This window comes from Pseudomonas sp. PvP089 (assembly GCF_017875165.1).
GTDB lineage: Bacteria > Pseudomonadota > Gammaproteobacteria > Pseudomonadales > Pseudomonadaceae > Aquipseudomonas > Aquipseudomonas fortuita.
This window is the reverse complement of sequence record NZ_JAGGME010000001.1, coordinates 5,162,125-5,189,119: the sequence shown is the minus strand read 5'-3', so window position 1 is coordinate 5,189,119 and position 26,995 is coordinate 5,162,125. Positions and strand designations below refer to the sequence as shown.

Sequence of the window (26,995 nt, the reverse complement as noted above, 5' to 3'; positions counted from 1 at the left end):
AGCGGCGTGCCGAAAAAAGGCAGGCACGGTTGCGCGGGCGCCGGAGCGTTTTGTTGTTGTGTGCGCACGACTGACGATAGCCCAAGGGGGGTAGGGGCGGCGCGGGCACTGTTCGGGGTGTTGAAGCAGGACCGCAGGGCGTGTCAGTGGAGCGGACTGGCCGTGGAACGCCGGGTGCGGGTAGCAGGCGTGGCGGCGGGGCTGGGTAAGCGTGACCCGAGTATAGCTATCGGGTCACCGTCCAAACCAGTACCTTGCTGGCACAATTGTCCTCTGTTTCGAGGATTTCCAGGCGATAGCGGCCGATCTTCAGGCAAACGGCGGTTTCCGGGATGCTTTCCAACGCTTCGGTCACCAGCCCGTTGAGGGTTTTCGGCCCGCCGTCGCAGGGCAGGTGCCAGCCCAGGGTGCGGTTGATCTCGCGCAGCGAGGCGTTGCCGTCGATGACGAAGGTGCCATCGGTTTGCGGGTGTACATGGGGGTTTTCCAGGCTCTGTTCGTCCTCGAACTCGCCAACGATCTCTTCGAGGATGTCTTCCAGGGTGACGATGCCCTGCACCTCGCCGTACTCGTCCACCACCACACCCAACCGGCGCTGTTGCTTGTGGAAGTTCAGCAGCTGCATTTGCAAGGGCGTGCTTTCCGGCACGAAATAGGGTTCGTAGCAGGCGCCGTGCAGTGCCTCCAGGGTCAGGTCGGCCTTGGGTAGCAGGTGGCTGATCAGCTTGGTGTTGAGGATTGCTTCGACCTGATTGATGTCGTTGTGGTAGACCGGCAAGCGGGTATGGCGGCTGACGATCAACTGCTCGATGATGCGCTCGATCGGCTCGTCGAGGTTGATGCCGTCCACTTCGTTGCGCGGTACCAGAATGTCGTTGACGGTGATCTTGTCCAGCGCCTGCAGGCCATCGAGCAGACCATGGCGGGGTGTTTCGTGCTCCTCGTCTTCGTCGAAGTCGTCGGCTTCCTGCGGGTGCAGGGCCACGGCCGTGGGTTGCACGCGGAACGGGCGCAGCAGCAGCTTGGCGAAACCGTCCAGCAGGCAGGCCAGTGGCTGCAGCAGGGCGAGGGGCACTTTCAGCAGGCTGGTACCGAGGTTGACACATGCCTGTGGGTTGCGCCGGGCCAGGCGCCGCGGCAGGTACTCGGCAAACACCAGCAAGGTGAGGGTTGCGGCCAGCCCTGCCAGCCAGAAGCCGTGCTCGCCGCTATGGCGCTGGCCCACCAGGCAGGCCAGGCCCAACACCAGCAGCTTGCCCAGGCTGGCGCACAGCACCAGGGCCTGTGCCGGGAGCACGGGCTGGCCGTCCTCGTGGGCGCGCAGGGTGCCATTGAGCTGCAGTCGGGCGGCTTCCACCGTGGTGAACAGCGCCGACCACAGCAGCGCCAGTGCCAAAGTGCCGAATAGCGGTGCGTACGGCAGTGTGTCCATGAGCGGCCGTCAGATATGCAGGATGAATTCGCGAACCAGCTTGCTGCCGAAATAGGCCAGCATCAGCAGGCAGAAACCGGCCAGCGTCCAGCGGATGGCCTTGTGGCCACGCCAGCCCAGGCGGGTGCGGCCCCACAGCAGTACGCTGAACACCACCCAGGCGACACAGGCCAGCAAGGTCTTGTGTACCAGGTGCTGGGCGAACAGGTTGTCGAGGAACAGCCAGCCGGAGATCAGCGACAGCGACAGCAGGCACCAGCCGGCCCAGAGGAAGCCGAACAGCAGGCTTTCCATGGTTTGCAGGGGCGGGAAATTCCGGATCAGCCCGGACGGGTGCTTGTGCTTCAACTGGTGGTCCTGCAGCAGCAACAGCAGCGACTGGAACACCGCGATGGTAAACAGCCCGTACGCCAGGATCGACAGCAGGATATGCGCGAGGATGCCCGGCTCTTCGTTGATCAGCGGCACTGTGCCAGGTGGCGCGAACTGCGCCAGCAGTGCAGTCACCGCACCCAGCGGGAACAGCAGCACCAGCAGGTTTTCCACCGGTATGCGCAGGCAGGCCACCAGGGTCAGGGCGATGACGGCCACGGCGATCAGGCTGGCGGCGCTGAAGAAGTCCAGGCTCAGGCCCAGCGGGGTGATCAGCTGGAAGTACAGTGCACCGGCCTGGGCGAGCACCGCAAAAGTACCCAGCAGGGCAAGCAGGCGCTTGTCGGACTTGCGGCCCTGGGCCAGGTGCGAACCCTGGTAGATGGCCGCCGCTATATAAAGGCCGGCAGCGATCAGGTTGGGGATGAGGCTGGGAGAGGAAACCATAAGTCCTGGTTGGCGAGCCTTAAAGAGACGGAGTTTGGCATAGATTCCGCTGATCAAGGAAGACTGAAGGCTTGTGTCAGGGCATTCGCGGGCTCGCCCGCTCCCACAGGTCCAGCGCAGGTCGCAATAAGGTGGGGATCCGGTGGGAGCGGGCGTGTCCGCGAAGGGGGCACTGCAGCCACCGAATGTCTCCCAAGGTGTGCGCCGCCGCTGCACTTCGCTATAATCGCCGCCTTGCTGTGCCCGGCGGGTGTGTATTTCCCCCAGGGTGCCTGACAAACCTCGGCTTTTACTGGGCCTGAAAGGATCACCATGTTCGAAAACCTGACCGACCGCCTGTCACAGACGCTGCGCCATGTCACCGGCAAGGCCAAGCTGACCGAAGACAACATCAAGGACACGCTGCGCGAAGTGCGCATGGCCCTGCTTGAGGCCGACGTTGCCCTGCCGGTGGTCAAGGATTTCGTCAATAGCGTCAAGGAGCGTGCGGTCGGCACCGAAGTGTCGCGCAGCCTGACCCCGGGCCAGGCGTTCGTGAAGATCGTCCAGGCCGAGCTGGAAAGCCTGATGGGCGCGGCCAACGAAGACCTTGCCCTGAACGCCGCACCGCCTGCCGTTGTACTGATGGCCGGCCTGCAGGGCGCTGGTAAGACCACCACTGCCGGCAAGCTCGCGCGCTTCCTTAAAGAGCGCAAGAAAAAGAGCGTGATGGTGGTGTCCGCCGACGTCTACCGTCCGGCGGCGATCAAGCAGCTGGAAACCCTGGCCAACGACATCGGCGTCACCTTCTTCCCGTCCGACATCAGCCAGAAGCCGGTGGCCATTGCCGAAGCGGCCATCCGCGAAGCCAAGCTGAAGTTCATCGACGTGGTCATCGTCGACACCGCCGGCCGTCTGCACATCGACGCCGACATGATGGACGAGATCAAGGCGCTGCACGCTGCAGTCAAGCCGATCGAGACCCTGTTCGTGGTCGACGCCATGACCGGCCAGGACGCCGCCAACACTGCCAAGGCCTTTGGCGAGGCCCTGCCACTCACCGGCGTGGTGCTGACCAAGGTGGACGGTGATGCCCGTGGCGGTGCTGCACTGTCGGTGCGTGCCATTACCGGCAAGCCGATCAAGTTCATCGGTATGGGTGAGAAGACCGAGGCCCTCGAGCCGTTCCACCCTGACCGCGTCGCTTCGCGCATCCTCGGCATGGGTGACGTGCTCAGCCTGATCGAGCAAGCCGAGCAGACCATCGACAAGGCCAAGGCCGACAAGCTGGCCAAGAAGCTGAAGAAGGGCAAGGGCTTCGACCTCGAAGACTTCCGCGACCAGCTGCAACAGATGAAGAACATGGGCGGCCTGGGCGGCCTGATGGACAAGCTGCCGAGCATCGGTGGGGTCAACCTGTCGCAGATGGGCAACGCCCAGGGCGCGGCCGAGAAACAGTTCAAGCAGATGGAAGCGATCATCAACTCCATGACCCCGGCCGAGCGCCGCGACCCTGACCTGATCAGTGGTTCGCGCAAGCGCCGTATCGCCTTGGGTTCCGGCACGCAGGTGCAGGACATCGGCCGGCTGATCAAGCAGCACAAGCAAATGCAGAAGATGATGAAGAAATTCTCCGCCAAAGGCGGCATGGCCAAGATGATGCGCGGCTTGGGCGGGATGCTGCCAGGCGGCGGCATGCCGAAGCTGTAATCCCTATTCCGGGAGCCCGCCTTTAGCGGGGCAGGCTTCCAGAACCCCCGCCTGGCGGGGCAACTGCCGTTGATTTAGCGGCTAAATCGGCAAATCTGGACGGTGGGGCAATGCCTTGCCGAAAAAGTCATTTGCAAATGTCCGTGTATTCCCCGAGAATATGCGGCCTTTTGGGCACCCGTGTGCCTATTTGGCATTCAGATTTGCAGTACAAACTGCAACACCGACTATAGGAACGATGTTCACATGGTAACCATTCGTCTGGCCCGTGGCGGCTCGAAAAAGCGCCCATTCTACCACCTGACCGTGACCAACTCGCGTAACGCCCGTGACGGCCGTTTCGTTGAGCGCGTTGGCTTCTTCAACCCGATCGCATCGGGCGCCGAAGTCAAGCTGTCGGTCAACCAAGAGCGCGTCACCTACTGGCTGAGCCAGGGCGCACAGCCGTCTGAGCGTGTTGCTCAGCTGCTGAAGGACGCTGCCAAGGCCGCTGCCTGAACAGTATGAACGCGACGCCAGAAAAGGCTGACGACCTCATCGTCGTTGGCAAGATTTTTTCGGTTCACGGCGTTCGCGGCGAGGTGAAGGTGTATTCCTTTACCGATCCGATTGAAAACCTGTTGGATTATCCCGGCTGGACGCTTCGGCACGAAGGCAAGGTAAAGCAGGTCGAGCTGGTCAGCGGTCGTGGCTCCCAAAAGGGCCTGGTCGTGAAGTTGAAAGGCCTCGATGATCGTGATGAAGCCCGTCTTCTGAGCGGTTACGAAATCTGCATTGCGCGGAGCCTTTTGCCCAACCTGGCTGCCGACGAGTACTACTGGTACCAGTTGGTAGGTCTGAAGGTCATCAACCAGGACGAACAGCTGTTCGGCAAGGTCGATCACCTGTTGGAGACCGGTGCGAACGATGTAATGGTGGTCAAGCCCTGCGCAGGCAGCCTGGATGATCGCGAGCGTCTGTTGCCCTACACGGCGCAATGCGTGCTCAACGTCGACCTGGAAGCAGGCGTGATGCGGGTCGAATGGGACGCGGACTTCTAAACGATGGGTAACCTTCGCGTAGACGTCATCACGTTGTTCCCCGAGATGTTCTCGGCCATCACGGAGTACGGCATTACCAGCCGCGCGGTGAAACAGGGGTTGCTTCAGGTAACTTGCTGGAACCCGCGGGACTACACCACAGATCGTCACCACACGGTAGATGATCGGCCGTTTGGCGGTGGTCCGGGCATGGTGATGAAAATCAAGCCTCTGGAAGACGCCCTGGTTAGCGCCAGGCAAGCGACCGGAGCTGCGGCGAAGGTGATCTACCTCTCGCCACAAGGCCGCAAGCTGACTCAGCAGGCGGTCAAAGGCCTGGCCGAACAGGAATCGTTGATCCTGATCGCCGGTCGTTATGAAGGCATCGACGAGCGCTTTATCGAGGCTCATGTCGATGAGGAGTGGTCGATTGGTGACTATGTGCTTTCCGGTGGCGAGCTGCCGGCCATGGTACTGATCGATGCGGTTACACGGCTGCTGCCCGGAGCTTTAGGGCATGTGGACTCGGCGGAAGAAGACTCCTTCACCGACGGTCTGCTGGATTGCCCGCACTACACCCGACCTGAGGTGTATGCGGATCAGCGTGTTCCCGACGTGTTGCTAAGTGGCAACCATGCACATATCCGGCGTTGGAGGATGAAGCAGTCCCTTGGTAGGACCTTCGAACGACGCGCCGATCTTCTGGAAAGTCGCTCGCTTTCTGGAGAAGAGAAGAAGCTGCTCGAGGAATACCTCCGCGAGCGGGACGATAGTTAAACGTATCGATGGTGGATCGCGTATCCATCTTAGGAGCACAGCATGACCAACAAGATCATCCAGCAGCTCGAAGCCGAGCAGATGAGCAAGGAAATCCCGACCTTCGCACCAGGCGACACCGTTGTTGTCCAGGTTAAAGTGAAGGAAGGTGAGCGTTCCCGTCTGCAGGCGTTCGAAGGCGTTGTTATCGCCAAGCGTAACCGCGGTCTGAACAGCGCCTTCACCGTGCGCAAGATCTCCAGCGGCGTTGGCGTAGAGCGTACCTTCCAGACCTACAGCCCGCAAATCGACAGCCTGGCCGTGAAACGTCGTGGTGACGTGCGTAAAGCCAAGCTGTACTACCTGCGCGACCTGTCCGGCAAAGCCGCTCGCATCAAGGAAAAACTGTCCTGAGTACAGTTTGCCCGGTGGCCAAGGCCGCCTAGCGAGAAAAAAGCAGCCTTCGGGCTGCTTTTTTTGTGGGAGCGGGTTTACCCGCGAAGGGCGCGCAATGGCCCGCCCGCTGTATGATGGAGTAACCCATGAGCACTACCCGAGACCAGGAAATCCAGCGCCGCACCGAGTTGTCGGTGACCCGCGTGACCAAGGCGGTGTTCCCCAACACTACCAACCATCACAACACACTGTTCGGCGGTACCGCCCTGGCCTGGATGGACGAAGTGTCGTTCATCGCCGCCACGCGTTTCTGCCGCCTGCCGCTGGTGACCGTGTCCACCGACCGCATCGACTTCAAGCACCCGATCCCGGCGGGCTCTATCGTTGAACTGGTGGGCTCGGTGGTCAAGGTTGGCAATACCAGCCTGCAGGTGCAGGTGGACGTGTTTGTCGAGAACATGTACCTGGACGGCCGCGAGCGGGCGATTCACGGTGTCTTCAGCTTCGTCGCCATCGATGAGGACAAGCGCCCTGTGCCCGTTTTGCCCCAGGCCTGAGCTTTTCCTGCACCGGCCTCTTCGCGGCTGAAGCCGCTCCCACAGGGGTAAAACAATTCCTGATCTTGTGGCAAACCCTGTGGGAGCGGCTTTAGCCGCGAGGAGGCCAGTACAGACAACCTGTCAGCTGCTGTGAAACACTAAGCCAACGTCCAACACCCAGCAGCCCCGAATGCCCGCCCTAGACCACCCCCTGATCGACCAGTTTCTCGACGCCCTGTGGCTTGAAAAAGGCCTGTCCGACAACACCCGCGTGTCTTATCGCAGCGATCTGGCGCTGTTTAATGGCTGGCTGCAGGAGCATTCGGTTTCCCTGCCCGACGCCGGCCGTGACCTGATCCTCGACCACCTCGCCTGGCGCCTCGATCAGGGCTATAAGCCACGCTCCACGGCGCGCTTTCTGTCCGGCCTGCGGGGTTTCTTCCGCTACCTGCTGCGCGAGAAGCTGGTGGCGATTGACCCGACCCTGCAGGTCGAGATGCCGCAACTGGGCAAGCCGCTGCCCAAGTCGTTGTCCGAAGCTGACGTTGAAGCCTTGCTGCAGGCCCCGGACCTGGGTGAAGCCATCGGCCAGCGTGACCGCGCCATGCTCGAAGTGCTGTATGCCTGCGGTCTGCGTGTCACCGAACTGGTCAGCCTGACCCTTGACCAGATCAACCTGCGCCAAGGTGTGCTTCGGGTGATGGGCAAGGGCAGCAAAGAGCGCCTGGTGCCCATGGGCGAAGAGGCAGTAGTGTGGCTGGAGCGCTACCAGCGCGATGGCCGCGCCGAGTTGCTCAATGGCCGCCCCAGCGACGTGCTGTTCCCCAGCCAGCGCGGCGAACAGATGACCCGCCAGACCTTCTGGCACCGCATCAAGCACCATGCCCGGGTGGCAGGTATCGACAAACCGCTGTCGCCACACACGCTGCGCCATGCCTTTGCCACTCACCTGCTCAACCATGGGGCCGACCTGCGCGTGGTCCAGATGCTGCTCGGCCACAGCGACCTCTCGACCACTCAGATCTACACCCACGTGGCCAAAGCCCGCCTGCAGCAGTTGCATGCACAGCACCACCCACGTGGATGAATGTTTTTCATGTTCCGCCGACTGGTCCTTGCAAGCCCCTTCACCGGTGGTGTGATGTGGTAGGCTTGGGCGGTTTGCACCAAGGGCCGCACGGCCACCGCGTATTTTCCGCAGGTGGCGCCCTCCGGCCCCTGTCCGCCTTCAGGAGTTCCCATGCGCGTGACCCAGTTTTTCGCCGCCGCCGCGTTGGCGCTGGCCAGTACCTTTGCCGTTGCCGCGGCAACCGACAGCAATGCCGTGGCCGAGCAGGCCATCCGCAAATCGCTGCAGAACCTCGAGCTGGAAGTACCAGTAGAAAGCGTGGCCAGCAGCCCGCTCAACGGCCTGTATGAAGTCAAGCTGCAGGGCGGCCGCGTGTTGTATGCCAGCGCCGACGGCCAGTTCGTGATGCAGGGCTACCTGTTCCAGATCCAGGACGGCAAGCCGGTCAACCTCACCGAGAAGACCGAACGCCAAGGGGTTGCCAAACTCATCAACGGCATTCCAGCCGCCGAGATGGTGGTTTATCCTGCCAAAGGCGAGACCAAGTCGCACATCACCGTGTTCACCGACACCACCTGCCCGTATTGCCACAAATTGCACGCCGAAGTGCCCGAGTTGAACCGTCGCGGTATCGAAGTGCGCTATGTCGCCTTCCCGCGCCAAGGGCTCGGCTCGCCGGGTGACCAGCAGTTGCAGGCGGTGTGGTGCTCCAGTGACCGCCGCGGGGCGATGGACAAGATGGTCGAAGGTGAAGAGATCAAGGCCGCCAAGTGCGCCAACCCGGTCGGCAAGCAATTCCAGCTGGGCCAGTCGATCGGCGTCAACGGCACGCCGGCTATCGTCCTCGAAAGCGGCCAGGTCATTCCGGGCTACCAGCCGGCACCGCAGGTCGCCAAGCTGGCACTTGCCAAGTAATCCAATTCAGTACGCCGTCGTCATGGGGTGACGGCATGTTTCACGGTCGGCGAAGGTGTCGGCCGTTCAATGGGGAGTTCACAGTGAAACCGGTCAAAGTAGGCATCTGTGGGTTGGGGACCGTCGGTGGCGGAACCTTCAATGTACTTCAGCGCAACGCCGAGGAGATTGCCCGCCGTGCCGGGCGCGGTATTGAAGTGGCCCAGATCGCCATGCGCTCGCAGAACCCGAACTGCCAGATTACCGGTACCCCCATTACCGCTGACGTGTTCGAAGTTGCGAGCAACCCGGAGATCGATATCGTCATCGAGCTGATCGGTGGCTACACCATCGCCCGTGATCTGGTGCTCAAGGCCATCGAAAACGGCAAGCATGTGGTCACCGCCAACAAGGCGCTGATTGCCGTGCATGGTAACGAAATTTTTGCCAAGGCCCGCGAAAAGGGCGTGATCGTCGCCTTCGAAGCGGCCGTGGCGGGTGGCATCCCGGTGATCAAGGCCATCCGCGAAGGCCTGTCGGCCAACCGTATCAACTGGCTGGCCGGCATCATCAACGGCACCGGCAACTTCATCCTCACCGAAATGCGTGAGAAGGGCCGTGCCTTCCCGGACGTGCTGGCCGAAGCCCAGGCGCTGGGTTACGCCGAAGCCGACCCGACCTTCGACGTCGAAGGCATCGATGCCGCGCACAAGCTGACCATCCTGGCGTCGATCGCTTTCGGCATTCCGCTGCAGTTTGACAAGGCCTACACCGAAGGCATCACCCAGCTGACCACCGCTGACGTGAACTACGCCGAGGCCCTGGGTTACCGCATCAAGCACCTGGGCGTGGCGCGCCGCACCGCCGAAGGCATCGAGCTGCGCGTGCACCCGACGCTGATCCCGGCCGACCGCCTGATCGCCAACGTCAACGGTGTGATGAACGCCGTCATGGTCAACGGTGATGCTGCCGGTTCCACCTTGTATTACGGTGCTGGCGCCGGCATGGAGCCCACCGCTTCGTCGGTGGTCGGCGACCTGGTCGATGTGGTCCGCGCCATGACCTCCGACCCGGAAAACCGCGTACCGCACCTGGCCTTCCAGCCAGACTCGCTGTCGGCCCACCCGATCCTGCCGATCGAAGCCTGCAAAAGCGCCTACTACCTGCGCATCCAGGCCAAGGATCACCCAGGCGTACTGGCCCAGGTGGCCAGCATCCTGTCGGAGCGTGGCATCAACATCGAGTCGATCATGCAGAAGGAAGCCGAGGAGCAGGACGGCCTGGTGCCAATGATCCTCCTGACCCACGGCGTGGTCGAGCAGAGCATCAACGACGCCATCGTCGCCCTGGAAGCCCTGCAGGACGTGGTCGGCAAGGTCGTGCGCATCCGCGTCGAACAGCTCAACTAACAAACGAGTGCCGTCGGGCCGCCAGTGCGGCCCCGGCCCCAGCATTGAAGGTTTGCACCCATGCGCTATATCAGTACCCGCGGCCAGGCACCGGCCCTGAATTTCGAAGACGTGCTGCTGGCTGGCCTGGCCAGTGACGGCGGCCTGTACGTCCCCGAGAACCTGCCACGCTTTACCCAGGAAGAAATCGCCTCGTGGGCTGGCCTGCCGTACCACGAGCTGGCCTTCCGTGTGATGCGCCCGTTTGTTGAAGGCAGCATCGCCGACGCCGACTTCAAGAAGATCCTCGAAGAAACCTACGGCGAGTTCGCTCACGCTGCGGTCGCCCCGCTGCGTCAGCTGAACAGCAACGAGTGGGTGCTGGAGCTGTTCCACGGCCCGACCCTGGCGTTCAAGGACTTCGCCCTGCAACTGCTTGGCCGTCTGCTTGACCACGTGTTGGCCAAGCGTAACGAGCGCGTAGTGATCATCGGTGCCACCAGCGGTGATACCGGTTCCGCCGCCATCGAAGGCTGCCGCCGTTGCGACAACGTCGACATCTTCATCCTGCACCCGCACCAGCGCGTGTCTGAAGTGCAGCGCCGCCAAATGACCACCCTCTTCGGCGACAACATCCACAACATCGCCATCGAAGGCAACTTCGATGACTGCCAGGAAATGGTCAAGGCCAGCTTCGCTGACCAGTCGTTCCTCAAGGGCACCCGCCTGGTGGCAGTCAACTCGATCAACTGGGCGCGCATCATGGCCCAGATCGTCTACTACTTCCATGCAGCCCTGCAGTTGGGTGGCCCGGCGCGTTCGGTGGCATTCTCGGTGCCAACCGGCAACTTCGGCGATATCTTCGCCGGTTACCTGGCGCGCAACATGGGCCTGCCGGTCAGCCAGCTGATCGTCGCCACCAACCGCAACGACATCCTGCACCGCTTCATGAGCGGCAATCAGTACGTCAAGGAAACCCTGCACGCGACCCTGTCGCCGTCGATGGACATCATGGTCTCGTCCAACTTCGAGCGCCTGCTGTTCGACCTGCACGGTCGCAACGGTGGGGCGATTGCCGAGCTGATGGACAGCTTCAAACAAGGTGGCGGCTTCAGCGTCGAGCAAGGCCGCTGGACCGAAGCCCGCAAGCTGTTCGACTCGCTGGCCGTGAGTGACGAGCAGACTTGCGAGACCATTGCCGAGGTCTTCGCCGCCACCGGTGAAGTGCTCGACCCGCATACCGCGATCGGGGTCAAGGCTGCCCGTGAGTGCCGCCGTAGCCTGGATACGCCAATGGTGGTGCTGGGTACCGCGCACCCGGTCAAGTTCCCGGAAGCGGTAGAGAAGGCGGGTGTAGGCAAGGCGCTGGAACTGCCGGCGCACCTCAGCGACTTGTTCAGCCGTGAAGAGCGTTGCACGGTGCTGGCCAATGACCTGAAAGCAGTCCAGGGCTTTGTCAGCCAGCACGGTAACCGCGGCAAGCCGCTGTAACTGCGTTGTCTTCTGGGGCCGCAACGCGGCCCCAGAAGCTCGGAATCTTCCCTCAAGCGTTTCAGAATAGTCCTATTCAGGCGCCTCAACGCGTAGCCTAAATTAGCCGGTCCTCTCACCAGGAGCGGCATATGCACCAGCCCTACGTGTTGATCCACCAGGCTCGCCCATCACACCAGATCATCCTGCACCAGGCCCTCAATGCCCAAGGCATGTTCAACGTGCGCATCAGCGCAAACGCAACCGACCTGGACGCCTGCCTGGCCGCTGAACGTGGGCCCGATCTGCTGATTCTTGACCATGCCATGCCAACCCGGGCGGGCCTTGCCTTGCTCGCACGGCAGCATCGATCACGTGCGCTGTTGTTCGTCGGCCAAGCCACTCCCAAACACCAGGACCTTGCTCAGGCGGCAAGAAACCGGGGCCTTTGGGTGCTTGCCGAACTCCCCTGGCCGCTTTCTACCACACGCCTGCAGCGTGCCTTGCAAGCGCTGCAAGCCCGCCCGTGGCGGCGTATTCAAACTGTCACGTCTGCCACGCATGCTCACTGAAACTGCGCGGCATGACGAACTTTGCGCTGCGCTTGTTGGTCAGTTCCTTTAGATCCCACCACGCAGCGAGTGACCCGGATGGAAAGAATCTGCAAACTGCTCAACGAAGCCCTGACGCCTTACCAGGCCCAGCTCGGCGTTGCTGATGCCAGCGGTAATCGCCAATTGACCCTGCACGACCGTGTCGCCGGCATTACGCTACGGCGCACGGTCAGCGAGCGTCAGTTGCAAGAGCAGCGCCTGTTGATCGATCTGGTAGATGGCCTGCACCGTGACTTGCAGATCGCCGAAGGGCGTTTGCAGCCCTGTGTGATCGCGGCGCTGCAGCAGCGTCAGGAACCGAGGGGAACCTTTGCCTGAGTAGCTCATCAGACAGTGTAAGGGTAGCCAGCCAGTGCTTTGCTCCGGTGCTGGCAAGGCTACCTCGGGAAGCCTCAATGGCTTTCGCTTGGCCCCGGGCGTCTTCCCCAGCGTCCGGGGTTTCTTTTTTCCGGGCAGGCTTTTACAGGGCCCAGGCATGCTGATCAACCGGCTATTGGTCTTCGAAGAAGTGCTTGCTTTCTTCCAGGTAGTCTTCATGCAGCGCCGGGTCCAGCCAGCGCGCATACCACTGTGGCAACACATTCCGGCGCAGTGCAGGCAAGAGCTGGTCGATATGCGCGATCGCTGCGCGCCCTAGCGGGCTGTCCGAGCAACCTACATGCAAAAACTGGTAGCGCGCCACCCCCTGCACAGGATGAAACTGGTAATCCGCCAGTGAGCCCCCTTGCTGCTGAATCAGATAACGCACTTCCGGCCAGTACCCGAGCACCATGCGCAGGCGCCCCAGCTGTTGCATCTGCAGCAGGTTGGCGGTGGCATCATTGCCGTAATGGCGGCTGAGCACGCTGTCGGGCAACTGGCGCAGGATGGCGTCAATCTGGGTGCCGTAGCTGCGCTCGGCAACAATTCCGAGCTTCAGCGAGTCGTTGCTCAGCAGGCCATGCAGGTCTACCTGCTGCCCGTCGAGGTAGGGTGCCACCAGCGCCTGGTTTTCCTGGCGCAGCACCAGGCCACCGCTGAGCACGCCCAGCGATGGCATGGAAAAGCGCACATATTCGGCACGTTCCGCGGTCCATAGCAGTGTCGGGTCGCAGGTGAAGCTGTTGCGGTCTTGCAGCATCTGGATGCCGCGGGCGCGGTTGACCCGTACGATGCTGTGGTCGTATTCAGGCATCTGCCCGATGAGTAGCGGCAACAACTGGTCGATTACCCCTTGGCCTTTTTCCGTGCCGTGAAAAATGGTAAAGGGCGGCAGGTCACGTACCAGCCAGACGATGCGTTCTTTGGCACTGACCGGCTGCAGGAGCAATGCGGGCAGTAGCCCGCACAGCAGGATCAGGTGGCGTAACCCGCGGGCAGCGCGCATGGGCGAGGGCGGCGGCAGGCGTCAGACCGCGCCGGCTTCGCGCAGGCCGGCAATGGCCGCCGCGTCATAGCCCAGGCGGGTAAGCAGTGCTTCGGTATGTTCGCCCAGCGCCGGGCCGACCCACTCGGTGGAACCAGGCGTATCCGACAGCTTGGGCACGATGCCCGGCATGCGGAACGGCTTGCCGTCCGGCAGCTTGGCTTGCAAGAACATCTCCCGCGCCAGGTACTGCGGGTCCTTGAACATGTCCTCGGCCGAATAGATACGGCTGGCGGGCACTTCGGCCGTGGTCAGTACCTGCATCAATTGCTCCAGGGGCAGGCTGTTGGCCCAGCGGTCGATCACCCCGTACAGTTCGTCTCGGCGCAGGTCACGGCCATCGTTGCTGGCCAAGGTCGGGTCTTCTGCCAGGTCGGCACGGCCGATGGCCTGCATGAAGCGCTTGAAGATTGCATCGCCGTTGGCGCCGATCTGCACGTGCTTGCCGTCGGCGCTGGTATGGATCGAGGAGGGCGTGATACCCGGCATGATGTTGCCGGTGCGCTCGCGGATAAAGCCGAACACATCGAATTCCGGGACCATGCTTTCCATCATGGCGAAAATCGCCTCGTACAGCGCCACGTCCACCACCTGGCCCTGGCCGCCATTGACTTCACGGTGGCGCAGCGCCATCAGCGCGCCGATTACCCCCCACAAGGCGGCAATCGAGTCACCGATGGAAATGCCCGTGCGCACCGGCGGGCGGTCGTCGAAGCCGGTGATGTAGCGCAAACCGCCCATCGACTCGCCCACGGCGCCAAAGCCCGGCTGGTCTTTCATCGGCCCGGTCTGGCCAAAGCCCGAAAGGCGCACCATCACCAGGCCCGGGTTCAGCGCATGCAGCACATCCCAGCCCAGGCCGAGCTTTTCCAGCACGCCCGGGCGGAAGTTCTCGATCAGGATGTCGGCGTCGGCCAGCAGGCGCTTCAGAATCTCGCGGCCCTCGGGGTGCTTGAGGTTGAGGGTGAGCGATTGCTTGTTGCGCGCCTGCACGAACCACCACAGCGAAGTGCCCTCGTACAGCTTGCGCCACTTGCGCAACGGGTCGCCGCCGTCGGGGGATTCGACCTTGATCACCTCGGCGCCGAATTCGGCACAGATGCGCGAGGCAAACGGCCCGGCAATCAGGGTGCCAAGTTCGACAACTTTGAGGCCGGCGAGGGGTTTGCTGGGCGTCGACATGGGGTATCCGTGGCAGCTGGGCAGAGCCGTGGTTTTATCACACGTCGGTTTCGCCGGGTACTGCTGCGGCGCATGGAGGGAGCGGATGGGTTAGACTGTGCCACTTTTCTTTTGCACGAAGCCCGTCGACCATGGCCCAGCCGTCCACCACCTACAAGTTCGAATTGAATCTGACCGACCTTGATCGCAATGTCTACGAAAGCGTCAAGCAGACCATTGCCCGCCATCCTTCGGAAACGGAAGAGCGTATGGCGGTTCGTCTGTTGGCGTACGCGCTCTGGTACAACGAGAACTTGTCGTTTGGCCGCGGTCTTTCGGATGTCGATGAGCCGGCGCTGTGGGAAAAGAGCCTGGATGATCGCGTGTTGCACTGGATCGAAGTTGGCCAGCCAGACGCCGACCGCCTGACCTGGTGCTCGCGCCGTACCGAACGCACCAGCCTGCTGGCCTATGGCAGCCTGCGTGTGTGGGAAGGCAAGGTGGTAGGTGCCGTGAAGAACCTGAAAAACCTGAACATCGCTGCCGTGCCTCAGGAGGTGCTGGAGACGCTGGCTACCGATATGCCGCGCAGCATCAAGTGGGACGTGATGATCAGTGAAGGTACGGTGTTCGTGACCGATGACCGTGGCCAGCACGAGGTGCAACTGCAGTGGCTGCTCGGTGAGCGTGGCTGAAGCGACCTATGCGTATCGAACCTCGCCCCCTGCCGCCGACACTGCCATTTCTGGGTAACTTGCCACCCTTGCTGACCCGTCTGTACGCCGCGCGCGGCGTACAGTGCGAGGCCGAGCTCGACAAAAGCCTGGCGCGCCTGCTGCCGTACCAGCAACTCAAGGGCATCGAGGCCGGTGTCGACCTGCTGGTCGAGGCGCTGGACCAGCGCCAGCGCATTCTTATCGTTGGCGATTTCGATGCCGATGGCGCCACGGCCAGCACCGTCGGGGTGCTGGGCCTGCGGCTGCTGGGTGCGGCCCACGTCGATTACCTGGTGCCCAACCGCTTCGAATACGGCTATGGCCTGACCCCGGAAATCGTCGAGGTGGCGCTGCAGCGTCAGCCGCAACTGCTGATCACCGTGGACAATGGTATTTCCAGCGTCGAGGGTGTGGCGGCAGCCAAGGCCGCCGGGCTCAAGGTGCTGGTCACTGACCACCACCTGCCAGGCCAGCAACTGCCCGATGCCGACGCTATCATCAACCCCAACCAGCCTGGCTGTACGTTCCCGAGCAAGGCGCTGGCCGGGGTAGGGGTGATCTTCTATGTGCTGATGGCCCTGCGCGCGCGCCTGCGCAGCCTGGGGCGCTATGAGACGCAAGCACAGCCGAACATCGGCGAGCTGCTCGACCTGGTCGCGTTGGGCAGCGTTGCCGACGTGGTACCGCTGGATGCCAACAACCGCATCCTGGTGCATCAGGGCCTTGAGCGCATCCGCGCCGGTCGCGCCCGCCCAGGGCTTAAAGCAATTCTCGAAGTGGCCCGCCGCGATCACCGGCGTATCACCTCGACTGACCTTGGCTTCATCCTCGGCCCGCGGCTGAACGCCGCCGGTCGCCTGGACGACATGAGCCTGGGCATCGAGTGCCTGCTGTGCGAAGACGCGGCGCTGGCCCAGGACATGGCCCAGCAGCTTGACGAGTTGAACCAGGACCGCAAGTCCATCGAGCAGGGCATGCAACGCGAGGCCCTGGCCCAGCTCAAGGACCTGCCGGTGGAGTCCATGCCGTATGGGTTGTGCCTGTTCGATGCCGACTGGCACCAGGGCGTGATCGGTATTCTGGCTTCGCGGCTGAAAGAGCGTTACCACCGGCCTACCATCGCCTTCGCCGATGCCGGTGAAGGCATGCTCAAAGGGTCGGCGCGGTCGGTACCAGGCTTCCACATCCGCGATGCACTGGATGCCGTGGCGGCGCGCCACCCACAACTGATCAGCAAGTTCGGCGGCCACGCCATGGCTGCGGGCTTATCGTTGCCTGAGGGTAATTTCCCGGCCTTTGCCGAGGCGTTTGACGAAGAAGTGCGTCGCCAGCTGCGCGAAGAAGACCTGACCGGCCGGCTGTTGTCCGACGGCAACCTGGCCGTGGAGGAATTCCACCTCGACCTGGCCAAGGCCCTGCGCCACGCCGGGCCCTGGGGCCAGCATTTCCCCGAGCCGCTGTTCCACGGCGTGTTCCAGTTGGTGGAGCAGCGGGTGGTGGGCGAGCGGCACCTGAAGGTGGTGCTCAAGAGCGAATGTGGCTCGGTGCGACTGGATGGCATTGCCTTCGGCGTCGACCGCGAAGTGTGGCCGAACCCGACCGTGCGCTGGGTCGAACTGGCGTACAAGCTGGATGTGAACGAGTTTCGTGGCAACGAAAGTGTGCAGTTGATGATTGCCCACATGGAGCCGCGCTGACGGGGTCGCTGGGCTTGCCTTGAGTTGTTTGGTGTGGCGGAAATCGAGCGCCGCCCGCGCGGCGCATCGCGACGCAAGGCCGCTCCCACATTTGTTGCAACGTGCCAAACCTGCAAGGCCATGGTTGCGCGCCTTGTTGGTCTGACGATGCCTGTGCGCTGACGCTGTTATCGCTCCACCAGCCTTCCGTCATGCGCCAAGGCTGACAACCATGGCCTCACAGACATGGCCACGTTGCAACAAATGTGGGAGCGGCCTTGCGTCGCGATGCGCCGCGCGGGCGGCGCTCGATCTCACCGGCGACATCACTTTCGAGCCTGACACCCGCACCCCACCCGCACCCCACCCAAAATCCCATGGAACCTCCCCCCCACCCATTCTGGTCTAGTCTGAAGTTATGACCGGACCTGGGCCAGGGACGTGCAATTGAGTGCCCGGGCCGGATCACCATTGGAGTTCTTGGGAGGTGCCCTCATGAGCCTGCTGCTCGAGCCTTACACCCTGCGTCAGCTGACCCTGCCCAACCGCATCGCCGTATCGCCGATGTGCCAGTATTCCGCCATCGATGGCCTGGCCAACGACTGGCACCTTGTCCATTTAGGCAGCCGTGCGGTGGGTGGCGCGGGTTTGGTGATCACGGAAGCCGTGGCGGTTACTGCCGATGGCCGCATCACCGCCGAAGACCTCGGCCTGTGGGACGATGCCCAGATTGCACCGCTGCAACGCATCACCCGTTTCATTACCGCTCAGGGGGCCGTGCCGGGCATACAATTGGCGCACGCCGGGCGCAAGGCCAGTACCTACCGCCCATGGCTGGGCAAACAGGGCAGTGTGAAAGTCGAAGAGGGAGGCTGGCAGCCAGTAGGCCCATCGAGGATCGCCTTCGACCCGCAACACACACCGCCACACGAGCTGACCCAGGACGAGATCCAGGGCGTAATCGCGGCCTTTGTCGCCTCGACTGAGCGCGCCTTGAAGGCCGGTTTCAAGGTGGTCGAAATACACGCCGCCCATGGTTACCTGCTGCATCAGTTCCTGTCACCGTTGAGCAACCAGCGCCGCGACGAGTACGGCAGTTGCTTTGAAAACCGTATCCGCCTGACCCTGCAGGTGGTCGAGGCCGTGCGCACGGTGTGGCCTGCCGAATTGCCGCTATTGGTGCGGGTTTCGGCAACCGATTGGGTCGAGGATGGCTGGAATCCGGATGAAACCGTCGAACTGGCTCGTCGCTTGCGAGGGTTGGGTGTGGACCTTATCGATGTGTCCTCTGGGGGCACCTCGGTAAACGCCGAGATCCCCACCGGCCCCGGCTACCAGACCCGCTTCGCCGAACGTGTGCGCAAGGAATCGGAAATTGCCACCGGCACCGTGGGCATGATCACCGAACCGGCCCAGGCCGAACACATTCTGCGCACTGGCCAGGCCGACCTCATCTTCCTCGCCCGCGAACTGCTGCGCGACCCGTACTGGCCACTGCACGCCGACGACGACCTGGGCGGCAACAAGGCCACCTGGCCTGCGCAGTACCAGCGCGCGACCAGCCGCGCCAACCCGATTCACGAGTCCGATTTGCGCGACTAGCGTACCGGCCTGCGGGTGATTTGCGAAATTTTGTGCAGGGCAGAAATCGAGCGCCGCCCGCGCGGCGCTCGATCTCGTAGGCGCCACAACTCTAACGACAGACTCCAACGCTTTCCTCAATGCTTGATCATCACATGCCGCACGCAGGTGTAGTCCTCCAGCCCATACATCGACATATCCTTCCCATACCCTGAATGCTTCTGCCCGCCATGGGGCATTTCGCTGACCAGCATGAAGTGGGTATTCACCCAGGTGCAGCCGTACTGCAAGCGCGCCGCCAGGCGGTGGGCGCGGCCGGTGTCGCGGGTCCACACCGATGAGGCAAGGCCGTAGTTGGAGTCGTTGGCCCATTCCAGCGCCTGCGCTTCGTCTTTAAAGCGCGTGACCGAGACCACTGGGCCGAATACTTCGTTGCGCACGATCTCGTCGTCCTGCAGGGCGTCGGCCAGCACGGTCGGCTCGAAGTAGAAACCATTGCCCTCAATCGCCTTGCCACCCGTCACCAGGCGAATGTGCGGTTGGGCGATGGCCCGCTGCACCAGCCCGGCGACCTTGTCGCGGTGCTGGGCACTGATCAGCGGCCCCAGTTCGGTGCCCTCGGCCTCCTGCAGGCCAGGTTTCAGGCTCGCTACTGCTGCACCCAGGCCCTCGACGAAGCGCTCGTAGATACCGTCCTGCACATAAAGGCGACAGGCTGCGGTGCAGTCCTGGCCGGCGTTGTAGAAGCCGAACGTGCGGATGCCGTCGATGGCGGCGTCGATGTCAGCATCATCAAACACCAGCACAGGCGCCTTGCCACCCAGCTCCATGTGCATGCGTTTCACGCTGTCGGCGGTGGCGCTGATGATGTGCGCGCCCGTGGGGATGGAGCCTGTCAGCGACACCATGCGCACCTTGGGATGGCTGACCAGCGGGTTGCCGACGGTCTGGCCGCGGCCAAAGAGAATGTTCAGCACGCCCGGCGGCAGCAGGTCCTGGGCCAGTTCACCCAGTCGCAAGGCGGTCAGCGGGGTCAGTTCGGAGGGTTTGATCACCACCGTGTTGCCGGCTGCCAAGGCCGGCGCGATCTTCCAGGCCAGCATCATCAACGGGTAGTTCCAGGGTGCGATGGAGGCCACCACACCCAACGGGTCGCGACGGATCATCGAGGTGTGGCCCGGCAGATATTCGCCGGCCGCCGAGCCGCCCAGGCAGCGCGCCGCACCGGCAAAGTAGCGGAACACATCGGCAATCGCCGGGATTTCGTCGTTCAGCGCCGCGCTGAGGGGCTTGCCGCAGTTCTGCGATTCCAGCCGGGCCAGTTCATCGCCATGGGCTTCGATGGCGTCCGCCAGCGCCAGCAAGGTTTGCGAGCGGTCCTTGGGGCTGGTTTGCGACCAGCTGTCGAAGGCTTGGTCGGCGGCGCGCACGGCGCTGTCCACCTGGGCCTCGGTGGCTTCGTTGATTTGCGCCAGGGCCGTACCCAGCGCCGGGTTGAGCACGGTCCAGGCCGGGCCTTGACCTGCGACCAGCTGGCCATTGATCAGCATCTGCGTTTGCATCGGGGGCTCCTCCAGTGTCATTTGCCACTGCCCGCGACGCTCTCGCCGCCGCGGGTCAGGTAATAGGCGCCAAGGATTGGCAGCATGGTCACCAGCATCACCAGCATGGCGACCACGTTGGTCACCGGCACGTCGCGCGGTCGGCTCAGCTGGTTGAGCAGCCAGATCGGCAGGGTGCGTTCGTGGCCGGCGGTGAAGGTGGTGACGATGATTTCATCGAACGACAGGGCAAAAGCCAGCATGCCGCCGGCCAGCAGCGCCGAGCCGAGGTTGGGCAGGATGATGTAGCGGAAGGTCTGCCAGCCATCGGCGCCCAGGTCCATCGACGCTTCGATCAGGTTTTGCGAGGTGCGCCGCAGGCGGGCGATCACGTTGTTGTAGACAATCACCACGCAGAACGTGGCGTGGCCGACCACGATGGTGAACACCCCGGGCTCTATCCCCAAGGTCTTGAACGCCGAGAGCAGGGCGATGCCGGTGATGATGCCGGGCAAGGCAATGGGCAGGATCAGCATCAGCGAAATGCTCTCTTTGCCGAAGAAGTTGCGCCGATACAGTGCGACTGACGCCAGTGTGCCGAGCACCAGGGCAATCAGCGTGGCCAGGCAGGCCACCTGCAGCGACAGCTTGATCGCCTCCAGCACATCGGGCCGGGCGAAGGCCACACCAATCCATTTCAGGGTGAAGCCCTTGGGCGGGAAGCTGAATGCCGCGTCTTCGGTGTTGAAGGCGTACAGGAAGATGATCAGGATCGGGAAATGCAGGAACAGCAGCCCGCCCCAGGCCGCCAGGCGCAGCCCTGTAGACGCTTTTTCAGAGTGCATCGAAGGCCCCCAGGCGCTTGACGATGGACAGGTACACCGCAATCAGCACGATGGGCACCAGGGTGAACGCGGCGGCCATCGGCATGTTGCCGATCGCCCCTTGCTGGGCATAGACCATGCTGCCGATGAAGTAGCCGGGCGGGCCGACCAGCTGCGGCACGATGAAGTCACCCAGGGTTAGCGAGAAGGTGAAGATCGAGCCGGCGGCGATGCCCGGGATCGACAGCGGCAGGATCACTTGCAAAAAGGTTTGCCCAGGCCGTGCGCCAAGGTCTGCCGAGGCTTGCAGCAGCGAAGGCGGCAGGCGCTCCAGCGCGGCCTGGATCGGCAGGATCATGAACGGCAGCCAGATGTACACGAATACCATGAAGCGCCCCAGGTGGGAGGTCGACAGCGTGCTGCCGCCCACACCGGGCACGGCCAGCAGCGCTTGCAGCAGGCCATCCAGGTGCAACTGCTGGACAAACCACTGGGCCACGCCGCCCTTGGCCAGCAGCAGGGTCCAGGCGTAGGTCTTGACGATGTAGCTGGCCCACATCGGCATCATCACCGCGATGTAGAAAAATGCCTTGGTCTTGCCGCTGGTATAGCGCGCCATGTAATAGGCGATGGGGAAGGCCAGTACCGCGCTGGCCAGCGACACTGCCACCGCCATGCCCAGGGTGCGCAGAATGATGTCGAAGTTCGACGGGTTGAACAGCGCGGCGAAGTTGCCCAGGGTCAGGTCCGGGGTCACCGCCATGGTGAAGTCGTCGAAGGTATAGAAGCCTTGCCACAGCAAGTTCAGCAACGAGCCCAGGTAGATTGCGCCGAACCAGGTCAGCGGGGGTATGAGCAGCAGTGCCAGGTAAAGGTTTGGGCGCCGGTACAGCAGGTTGGCCAGGCTGCGCAGTGTGCTCATTTCAGTGGGCCTCGTTTTCCTGCAGCACCGTCATGGCCTCGCGGGGCCAGTGTGCCCGCACCCGTTGCCCGGGCTGCCAGGGGTGGGCTTGTGCTTGCCAGCGGTCGTTGGCCTGGCTTACCGCCAACAGCTGGCCACTGTCCAGTTGCAGCTCGTAGCGGGTGGCGCTGCCCTGGTACTGGATATCGCGCAACAGGCCGCTTACCTGCACTTCGTGGCTGGTCACCACAAGGTCGCCCAGGCGGATGTGCTCGGGGCGGATGGAGAAGGGCGCCGGGCTGCCGTTGAGCTGCATGGCCAGCTCGCCACGCACTACGTTGGACGTGCCGACGAATTCTGCGACGAAGGGGGTGGCGGGCTTCATGTACAGGTTGCGCGGTGTGTCGACCTGTTCGATACGGCCGCGGTTGAACACCGCGACCCGGTCGGACATCGACAGGGCCTCGGTCTGGTCGTGGGTGACGAAGATGAAGGTGATGCCCAGCTGGCGTTGCAGCTTTTTCAGCTCGCCCTGCATCTGTTCGCGCAACTTAAGGTCCAGTGCGCCCAGCGGCTCATCCAGCAGCAGTACCCGTGGGCGGTTGACCAGGGCGCGGGCCAGGGCCACGCGCTGGCGCTGGCCGCCAGACAGCTGCGCTGGCTTGCGCGCGCCATAGCCGGCCAGGGCCACCATGGCCAATGCTTCTTCGGCGCGATTGTGGCGTTCGGCCTTGGCCACGCCTTTTACCTTCAGGCCGTAGGCGATGTTGTCCAGGACATTCATGTGCGGGAACAGGGCGTAGTCCTGGAACACGGTGTTGACGTCGCGCAGGTAGGGCGGCACCCCAGCGGCCTCGACACCGTGGATGCGGATCGAGCCGCTGGTGGGTTGCTCGAAGCCGGCGATCAGGCGCAGGCAGGTGGTCTTGCCCGAACCTGAAGGGCCGAGCATGGAGAAGAACTCGCCATCGATGATGTCGATGCTGACCTGGTCGACGGCCTTGACCTCGCCGAAGGTGCGGCAAACCTGGGTGAACTGGACGGCTAGGGGCATGCGTGGGCTCCGGACATCGATGTTTCTCCTGTTCCGGCCCCTTCGCGGGCAAGCCCGCTCCTACAGGCGGTGATCAGCCTGTGGGAGCGGGCTTGCCCGCGAAGGGGCTAGTACAGGCATTCAGGCAACCTCAGCGCCCACCCATGATCGCAATGTAATCCTGGGTCCAGCGGCTATACGGCACGAACTTGCCCCCCTGGGCCTGCGGGGTCTTCCAGAAGGCAATCTTGTCGAAATTGTCGAAACCGTTGGTCTTGCAACCTTCGGCCCCCAACAGTTCGCTGCCGGTGCATGCCGCCGGCACCGCCGGCAACGAGCCGAACCAGGCCGCCACATCACCTTGCACCTTCGGCTGCAATGACCAATCCATCCACTTGTAGGCGCAGTTGGGGTGCTTGGCTTCGCTGTGCAGCATGGTGGTGTCGGCCCAGCCGGTCGCGCCTTCCTTGGGAATGGTCGAGGCCACCGGCTGGTTTTCGCCCTTCAGGCCATTGACCATGTAACCCCAGGAGCTGGAGGCGACAACGCCTTCGTTCTTCACATCACTCATCTGCACCGTGGCGTCATGCCAGTAACGATGGATCAGCGGTTGCTGCTGGCGCAGCAGTTCCAGCACGGCCTTGTATTGCTCCTCGTTCAGCTCGTAGGGGTCCTTGATGCCCAGTTCGGGCTTGGTGGACTTCAGGTACAGCGCCGCGTCGGCGATATAGATCGGCCCGTCGTAGGCCTGCACGCGGCCCTTGTTGGGCTTGCCGTCGGGCAGGTTCTGCGGCTCGAACACCACACCCCAGCTGGTGGGGGCCTGCTTGAAGGTATTGGTGTTGTAAAGCAGCACGTTCGGCCCCCACTGGTATGGCGTGCCGTACACTTGATTGTCGACCACGTACCAGCCACCGTTCTGCAGGCGCGGGTCGATGTTCTTCCAGTTGGGGATCAGGGCGGTGTTGATCGGCTGCACGCGCTTGCCCACGATCAGCCGCAGCGAGGCATCGCCCGAGGCGGTGACCAGGTCATAACCGCCCTTGGTCATCAGGCTGACCATCTCGTCCGAGGTGGCGGCGGTCTTCACACTGACCTTGCAGCCGGTTTCCTTCTCGAAGCCGGTCACCCAGTCGTAGGCCTTGTCGCTTTCACCGCGCTCGATATAGCCGGGCCAGGCGACGATATCCAGGCGCCCCTCGCCAGGCCCCAGGGCCTTGGGCGGTTCGGCAGCCTGCAGGCTGGCGCTGGCCAGCACGGCACCGGTCATGGCGCCGAGCAATGCGGTCTTGTGCACTGACATGGTGTTCCCTCTTTTTGGAGATCTTGTTCGGGGCAGTCATCAAGCAAGCCGTGAAGCAATTGTTATAAGCGTAGTGCGATCGCGCGAGGTATTGGCGATATCGAGTCTAGTTGGCTTTTTGCCAGCCAATGCAACATCCGGAAGCAAATCCGCGATGGCGTGCGTTCGGGCAAGCCTTACTCTGGCGGTTGAATCTTCTTGCGTGGAGACACATGAATGAACACTCGGGGCTTGCTTGATCAACTCCTCAAATCCGGCCAGCAGATGCTCGAAAAACAGGGGGGCGCCAACACGTCCAGCAGCGCTGGCGGTGGGCTTGGCGGGCTGTTGTCCGGTGCCGGTGGCGGCCTGTTGGGTGGCGGCGCTCTGGGCTTGTTGCTGGGCAGCAAGAAAGCCCGAAAATACGGCGGCAAAGCCCTGACCTATGGTGGCCTGGCCGCGCTGGGAGTGCTCGCCTACAAAGCCTACGGCAACTGGCAGGCCAATCAGCGCGGGGCCGCAGCCGAGCCGCAAACCGTCGACCGCCTGCCGCCTGCACAGGTCGAGCAGCACAGCCAGGCGGTGCTGCGGGCGCTGGTGGCGGCGGCCAAGTCCGATGGCCATATCGACGAGCGCGAACGGGCGCTGATCGAGGGCGAGTTCACCCGCCTGGACAGCGACCGCGAGCTGCAGCACTGGCTGCACGCCGAGCTGAACAAGCCGCTGGACCCGGCCGAAGTGGCCCGCGCCGCGCAAACGCCGGAAATGGCCGCCGAGATGTACCTGGCCAGCGTGATGATGGTCGACCAGGAAAACTACATGGAACGTGCCTACCTCGACGAACTGGCCCGCCAACTGCGCCTGGACCCAGGCTTGCGTCAGGAGCTGGAAAGCCAGGTACGGCTTGCTGCGGGCCAATAACTGGGGGCTGCGTCGCAGCCCATCGCCGGCAAGCCAGCTCCCACAGGGTTATCACAACCTTCGACATTTCGCTGATACCTGTGGGAGCGGGCGTGGCCGCGAAGGGCTGCACAGCAGCCCCAGTGACATGTCCATCAGCAGGTATGCCTGTTTAGCCCTCACTTCACCCGCAAATCTGTAAGGCCTCTGGGCTATACTTCGGCGATTTTTCCCGCTCGTTGTGAATTCCTGAGGGCTGAATGTGAAAAACTGGACCTTGCGCCAACGGATCCTGGCAAGTTTCGCCGTGATCATCGCCATCATGCTGCTGATGATCGTGGCCGCCTACTCGCGGTTGGTGGCCATCGAAACTGCCGAACAGGCGGTGGGGACCGACAGCATTCCCGGGGTCTATTACAGCTCGATGATCCGCAGCGCCTGGGTCGACAGCTACGTCACCAGCCAGCAACTGGTGGGCCTGTCCAACCACCGTGAGATCACTTCAGCCGACATGGAGCTGTTCAAAAGCTTCGAAGACCGGCTCAAGCAGCACATGGCCAGCTACCAGGCTACCATCCAGGACAAGGACGACCAGACCCGCTTCGAGAGCTTCGTGCAACTGGAAGAGAACTACCTCAGGATCGTCAATCAGGTGCTGGATGCATATCGCCAGCACAACTACGCCGAAGCTGAACGGCTGATCATGGAGGTGCTGACGCCGGCCTGGGTGGAAGGGCGCAAGCACCTTAATGAAGTGATCGAATTCAATCGGGCGTCTGCCGCCTCCGCCACCAGCGAGATTGTCAGCGCCGTGAGCACGGCCAAAGGCAGCATGGTGGTTTCGCTGCTGCTGGCCATCGTCGCGGCCGCCATTTGTGGCCTGTTGCTGATGCGTGCCATCACCGCTCCCATGCAGCGCATTGTCCATGCGCTCGACAGGTTGCGCTCGGGTGACCTGAGCATGCGCCTGAGCCTGGACCGCAAGGACGAGTTCGGCGCCATCGAAAGCGGGTTCAACGAAATGGCCGAGGCACTGGCCCACCTGGTGGCACAGGCACAGCGTTCGTCGGTGCAGGTGACCACGTCGGTTACCGAAATTGCCGCCACGTCCAAGCAACAGCAGGCCACTGCCACCGAAACGGCAGCTACTACCACCGAAATCGGCGCCACCTCGCGGGAAATTGCGGCCACTTCACGTGATCTGGTGCGGACCATGACCGAAGTCACCTCCGCCGCTGATCAGGCTTCCAGCCTGGCCGGCTCCGGCCAGCAGGGGCTGGCGCGCATGGAAGAGACCATGCATCAGGTGATGGGCGCCGCCGACCTGGTCAACGCCAAGCTCGGTATCCTCAACGAGAAGGCCAGCAACATCACTCAGATGGTGGTAACCATCGTCAAGGTTGCCGACCAGACCAACCTGCTGTCGCTGAACGCCGCCATCGAAGCGGAAAAGGCCGGCGAGTACGGCCGTGGCTTTGCTGTGGTGGCCACCGAAGTGCGCCGCCTTGCCGACCAGACCGCCGTGGCCACCTACGACATCGAGCAGATGGTGCGTGAAATCCAGTCGGCGGTATCGGCCGGGGTCATGGGCATGGACAAGTTCTCCGAAGAAGTACGCCGTGGCATGTTCGAAGTGCAGCAGGTGGGCGAGCAGCTCAGCCAGATCATTCATCAGGTGCAGGCCTTGGCGCCGCGCGTGCTGATGGTCAACGAAGGCATGCAGGCCCAGGCCACCGGTGCCGAGCAGATCAACCAGGCGCTGGCCCAGCTCAGCGATGCCAGTACCCAGACCGTCGAGTCGCTGCGCCAGGCCAGTTTTGCCATTGATGAACTGAGCCAGGTGGCCGCCGGCCTGCGTGGCGGCGTGTCGCGTTTCAAAGTCTGACCGCG

At 62.9% G+C, this 26,995-nt stretch carries 26 protein-coding genes; 17 read left to right on the top strand and 9 right to left on the bottom strand.

Features of this window, described 5'->3' with window-relative positions; genetic code table 11:
• Nucleotides 1-226 precede the first annotated feature (226 nt).
• Complete coding sequence (locus J3A71_RS23685) at nt 227-1,432, bottom strand: transporter associated domain-containing protein (protein WP_209953348.1); 1,206 nt, start codon at nt 1,430-1,432, stop codon at nt 227-229.
• Between the two features lie 9 nt (nt 1,433-1,441).
• Nucleotides 1,442-2,251 (bottom strand): inner membrane protein YpjD, encoded by an 810-nt coding sequence (locus J3A71_RS23680; protein ID WP_016485143.1) that lies wholly within the window; start codon nt 2,249-2,251, stop codon nt 1,442-1,444.
• A 312-nt stretch (nt 2,252-2,563) separates the two neighbouring features.
• Between J3A71_RS23680 and ffh the strand changes: the two genes are divergently transcribed.
• From ffh to J3A71_RS23620, 12 genes are all read left to right on the top strand, one after another.
• Nucleotides 2,564-3,940: a signal recognition particle protein gene (ffh, locus tag J3A71_RS23675; protein WP_012270758.1), complete on the top strand. Its 1,377-nt coding sequence runs from the start codon at nt 2,564-2,566 to the stop codon at nt 3,938-3,940.
• 246 nt (nt 3,941-4,186) lie between these two features.
• Nucleotides 4,187-4,438, top strand: a complete 252-nt coding sequence (rpsP, locus tag J3A71_RS23670) for a 30S ribosomal protein S16 (RefSeq protein WP_008094480.1) — start codon at nt 4,187-4,189, stop codon at nt 4,436-4,438.
• A 5-nt stretch (nt 4,439-4,443) separates the two neighbouring features.
• Nucleotides 4,444-4,980, top strand: coding sequence for a ribosome maturation factor RimM (gene rimM, locus J3A71_RS23665; RefSeq protein WP_023047325.1), 537 nt, complete (start codon nt 4,444-4,446; stop codon nt 4,978-4,980).
• A 3-nt stretch (nt 4,981-4,983) separates the two neighbouring features.
• Entirely contained in the window at nt 4,984-5,736 is a 753-nt protein-coding gene (gene trmD / locus J3A71_RS23660; protein WP_003252146.1) for a tRNA (guanosine(37)-N1)-methyltransferase TrmD, read from the top strand.
• Nucleotides 5,737-5,778: 42 nt separating this feature from the next.
• The gene (gene rplS, locus J3A71_RS23655) at nt 5,779-6,129 is read left to right on the top strand and encodes a 50S ribosomal protein L19 (RefSeq protein WP_003252148.1); all 351 of its coding nucleotides are present in this window, start codon (nt 5,779-5,781) and stop codon (nt 6,127-6,129) included.
• A gap of 128 nt (nt 6,130-6,257) precedes the next feature.
• Complete coding sequence (locus J3A71_RS23650; protein ID WP_016485145.1) at nt 6,258-6,668, top strand: acyl-CoA thioesterase; 411 nt, start codon at nt 6,258-6,260, stop codon at nt 6,666-6,668.
• Nucleotides 6,669-6,840: 172 nt separating this feature from the next.
• Nucleotides 6,841-7,737, top strand: coding sequence for a site-specific tyrosine recombinase XerD (xerD, locus tag J3A71_RS23645; protein ID WP_016485146.1), 897 nt, complete (start codon nt 6,841-6,843; stop codon nt 7,735-7,737).
• A 153-nt stretch (nt 7,738-7,890) separates the two neighbouring features.
• Entirely contained in the window at nt 7,891-8,634 is a 744-nt protein-coding gene (locus tag J3A71_RS23640; protein WP_016485147.1) for a thioredoxin fold domain-containing protein, read from the top strand.
• An 83-nt stretch (nt 8,635-8,717) separates the two neighbouring features.
• Nucleotides 8,718-10,022, top strand: a complete 1,305-nt coding sequence (locus tag J3A71_RS23635; protein WP_016485148.1) for a homoserine dehydrogenase — start codon at nt 8,718-8,720, stop codon at nt 10,020-10,022.
• A gap of 60 nt (nt 10,023-10,082) precedes the next feature.
• Nucleotides 10,083-11,492: a threonine synthase gene (gene thrC / locus J3A71_RS23630; protein ID WP_095115749.1), complete on the top strand. Its 1,410-nt coding sequence runs from the start codon at nt 10,083-10,085 to the stop codon at nt 11,490-11,492.
• Between the two features lie 131 nt (nt 11,493-11,623).
• Nucleotides 11,624-12,043, top strand: coding sequence for a response regulator (locus J3A71_RS23625; protein WP_023047323.1), 420 nt, complete (start codon nt 11,624-11,626; stop codon nt 12,041-12,043).
• A gap of 78 nt (nt 12,044-12,121) precedes the next feature.
• Nucleotides 12,122-12,403: a DUF3509 domain-containing protein gene (locus J3A71_RS23620; protein ID WP_016485151.1), complete on the top strand. Its 282-nt coding sequence runs from the start codon at nt 12,122-12,124 to the stop codon at nt 12,401-12,403.
• 172 nt (nt 12,404-12,575) lie between these two features.
• On the opposite strand, the gene J3A71_RS23615 is transcribed toward J3A71_RS23620, so the two are convergent.
• Nucleotides 12,576-13,451 carry a TIGR02285 family protein gene (locus J3A71_RS23615; RefSeq protein WP_016485152.1) on the bottom strand — a complete coding sequence of 292 codons (876 nt, stop codon included), beginning with the start codon at nt 13,449-13,451 and terminating at the stop codon, nt 12,576-12,578.
• 21 nt (nt 13,452-13,472) lie between these two features.
• Entirely contained in the window at nt 13,473-14,672 is a 1,200-nt protein-coding gene (locus tag J3A71_RS23610; protein WP_023047322.1) for a CaiB/BaiF CoA-transferase family protein, read from the bottom strand.
• A 131-nt stretch (nt 14,673-14,803) separates the two neighbouring features.
• Between J3A71_RS23610 and J3A71_RS23605 the strand changes: the two genes are divergently transcribed.
• From J3A71_RS23605 to J3A71_RS23595, 3 genes are all read left to right on the top strand, one after another.
• Nucleotides 14,804-15,346 carry a YaeQ family protein gene (locus J3A71_RS23605; RefSeq protein ID WP_016485154.1) on the top strand — a complete coding sequence of 181 codons (543 nt, stop codon included), beginning with the start codon at nt 14,804-14,806 and terminating at the stop codon, nt 15,344-15,346.
• Between the two features lie 8 nt (nt 15,347-15,354).
• Entirely contained in the window at nt 15,355-17,064 is a 1,710-nt protein-coding gene (gene recJ, locus J3A71_RS23600) for a single-stranded-DNA-specific exonuclease RecJ (protein ID WP_145913296.1), read from the top strand.
• A gap of 474 nt (nt 17,065-17,538) precedes the next feature.
• Nucleotides 17,539-18,645 (top strand): NADH:flavin oxidoreductase/NADH oxidase, encoded by a 1,107-nt coding sequence (locus tag J3A71_RS23595; RefSeq protein WP_209953344.1) that lies wholly within the window; start codon nt 17,539-17,541, stop codon nt 18,643-18,645.
• 116 nt (nt 18,646-18,761) lie between these two features.
• Here the strand turns inward: J3A71_RS23595 and J3A71_RS23590 are convergent, their stop codons facing one another.
• From J3A71_RS23590 to ydcS, 5 genes are all read right to left on the bottom strand, one after another.
• Nucleotides 18,762-20,186, bottom strand: a complete 1,425-nt coding sequence (locus J3A71_RS23590; RefSeq protein ID WP_209953343.1) for a gamma-aminobutyraldehyde dehydrogenase — start codon at nt 20,184-20,186, stop codon at nt 18,762-18,764.
• A gap of 17 nt (nt 20,187-20,203) precedes the next feature.
• Nucleotides 20,204-21,010 carry an ABC transporter permease gene (locus J3A71_RS23585; protein WP_016485158.1) on the bottom strand — a complete coding sequence of 269 codons (807 nt, stop codon included), beginning with the start codon at nt 21,008-21,010 and terminating at the stop codon, nt 20,204-20,206.
• Entirely contained in the window at nt 21,000-21,911 is a 912-nt protein-coding gene (locus J3A71_RS23580; RefSeq protein WP_016485159.1) for an ABC transporter permease, read from the bottom strand. Before J3A71_RS23580 ends, J3A71_RS23585 begins: the two co-directional genes overlap by 11 nt.
• 1 nt (nt 21,912) lies before the next feature.
• Entirely contained in the window at nt 21,913-22,944 is a 1,032-nt protein-coding gene (locus J3A71_RS23575; RefSeq protein WP_096425660.1) for an ABC transporter ATP-binding protein, read from the bottom strand.
• Between the two features lie 130 nt (nt 22,945-23,074).
• On the bottom strand, nt 23,075-24,226 hold the full coding sequence (gene ydcS, locus J3A71_RS23570; RefSeq protein ID WP_023049204.1) for a putative ABC transporter substrate-binding protein YdcS: 1,152 nt from the start codon (nt 24,224-24,226) through the stop codon (nt 23,075-23,077).
• 216 nt (nt 24,227-24,442) lie between these two features.
• Here ydcS and J3A71_RS23565 point away from each other — a divergent pair, with 216 nt between their 5' ends.
• On the top strand, nt 24,443-25,126 hold the full coding sequence (locus J3A71_RS23565; RefSeq protein WP_060517554.1) for a tellurite resistance TerB family protein: 684 nt from the start codon (nt 24,443-24,445) through the stop codon (nt 25,124-25,126).
• A 241-nt stretch (nt 25,127-25,367) separates the two neighbouring features.
• Nucleotides 25,368-26,990 (top strand): methyl-accepting chemotaxis protein, encoded by a 1,623-nt coding sequence (locus J3A71_RS23560; protein WP_209953342.1) that lies wholly within the window; start codon nt 25,368-25,370, stop codon nt 26,988-26,990.
• The last annotated feature ends 5 nt before the right edge of the window (nt 26,991-26,995 follow it).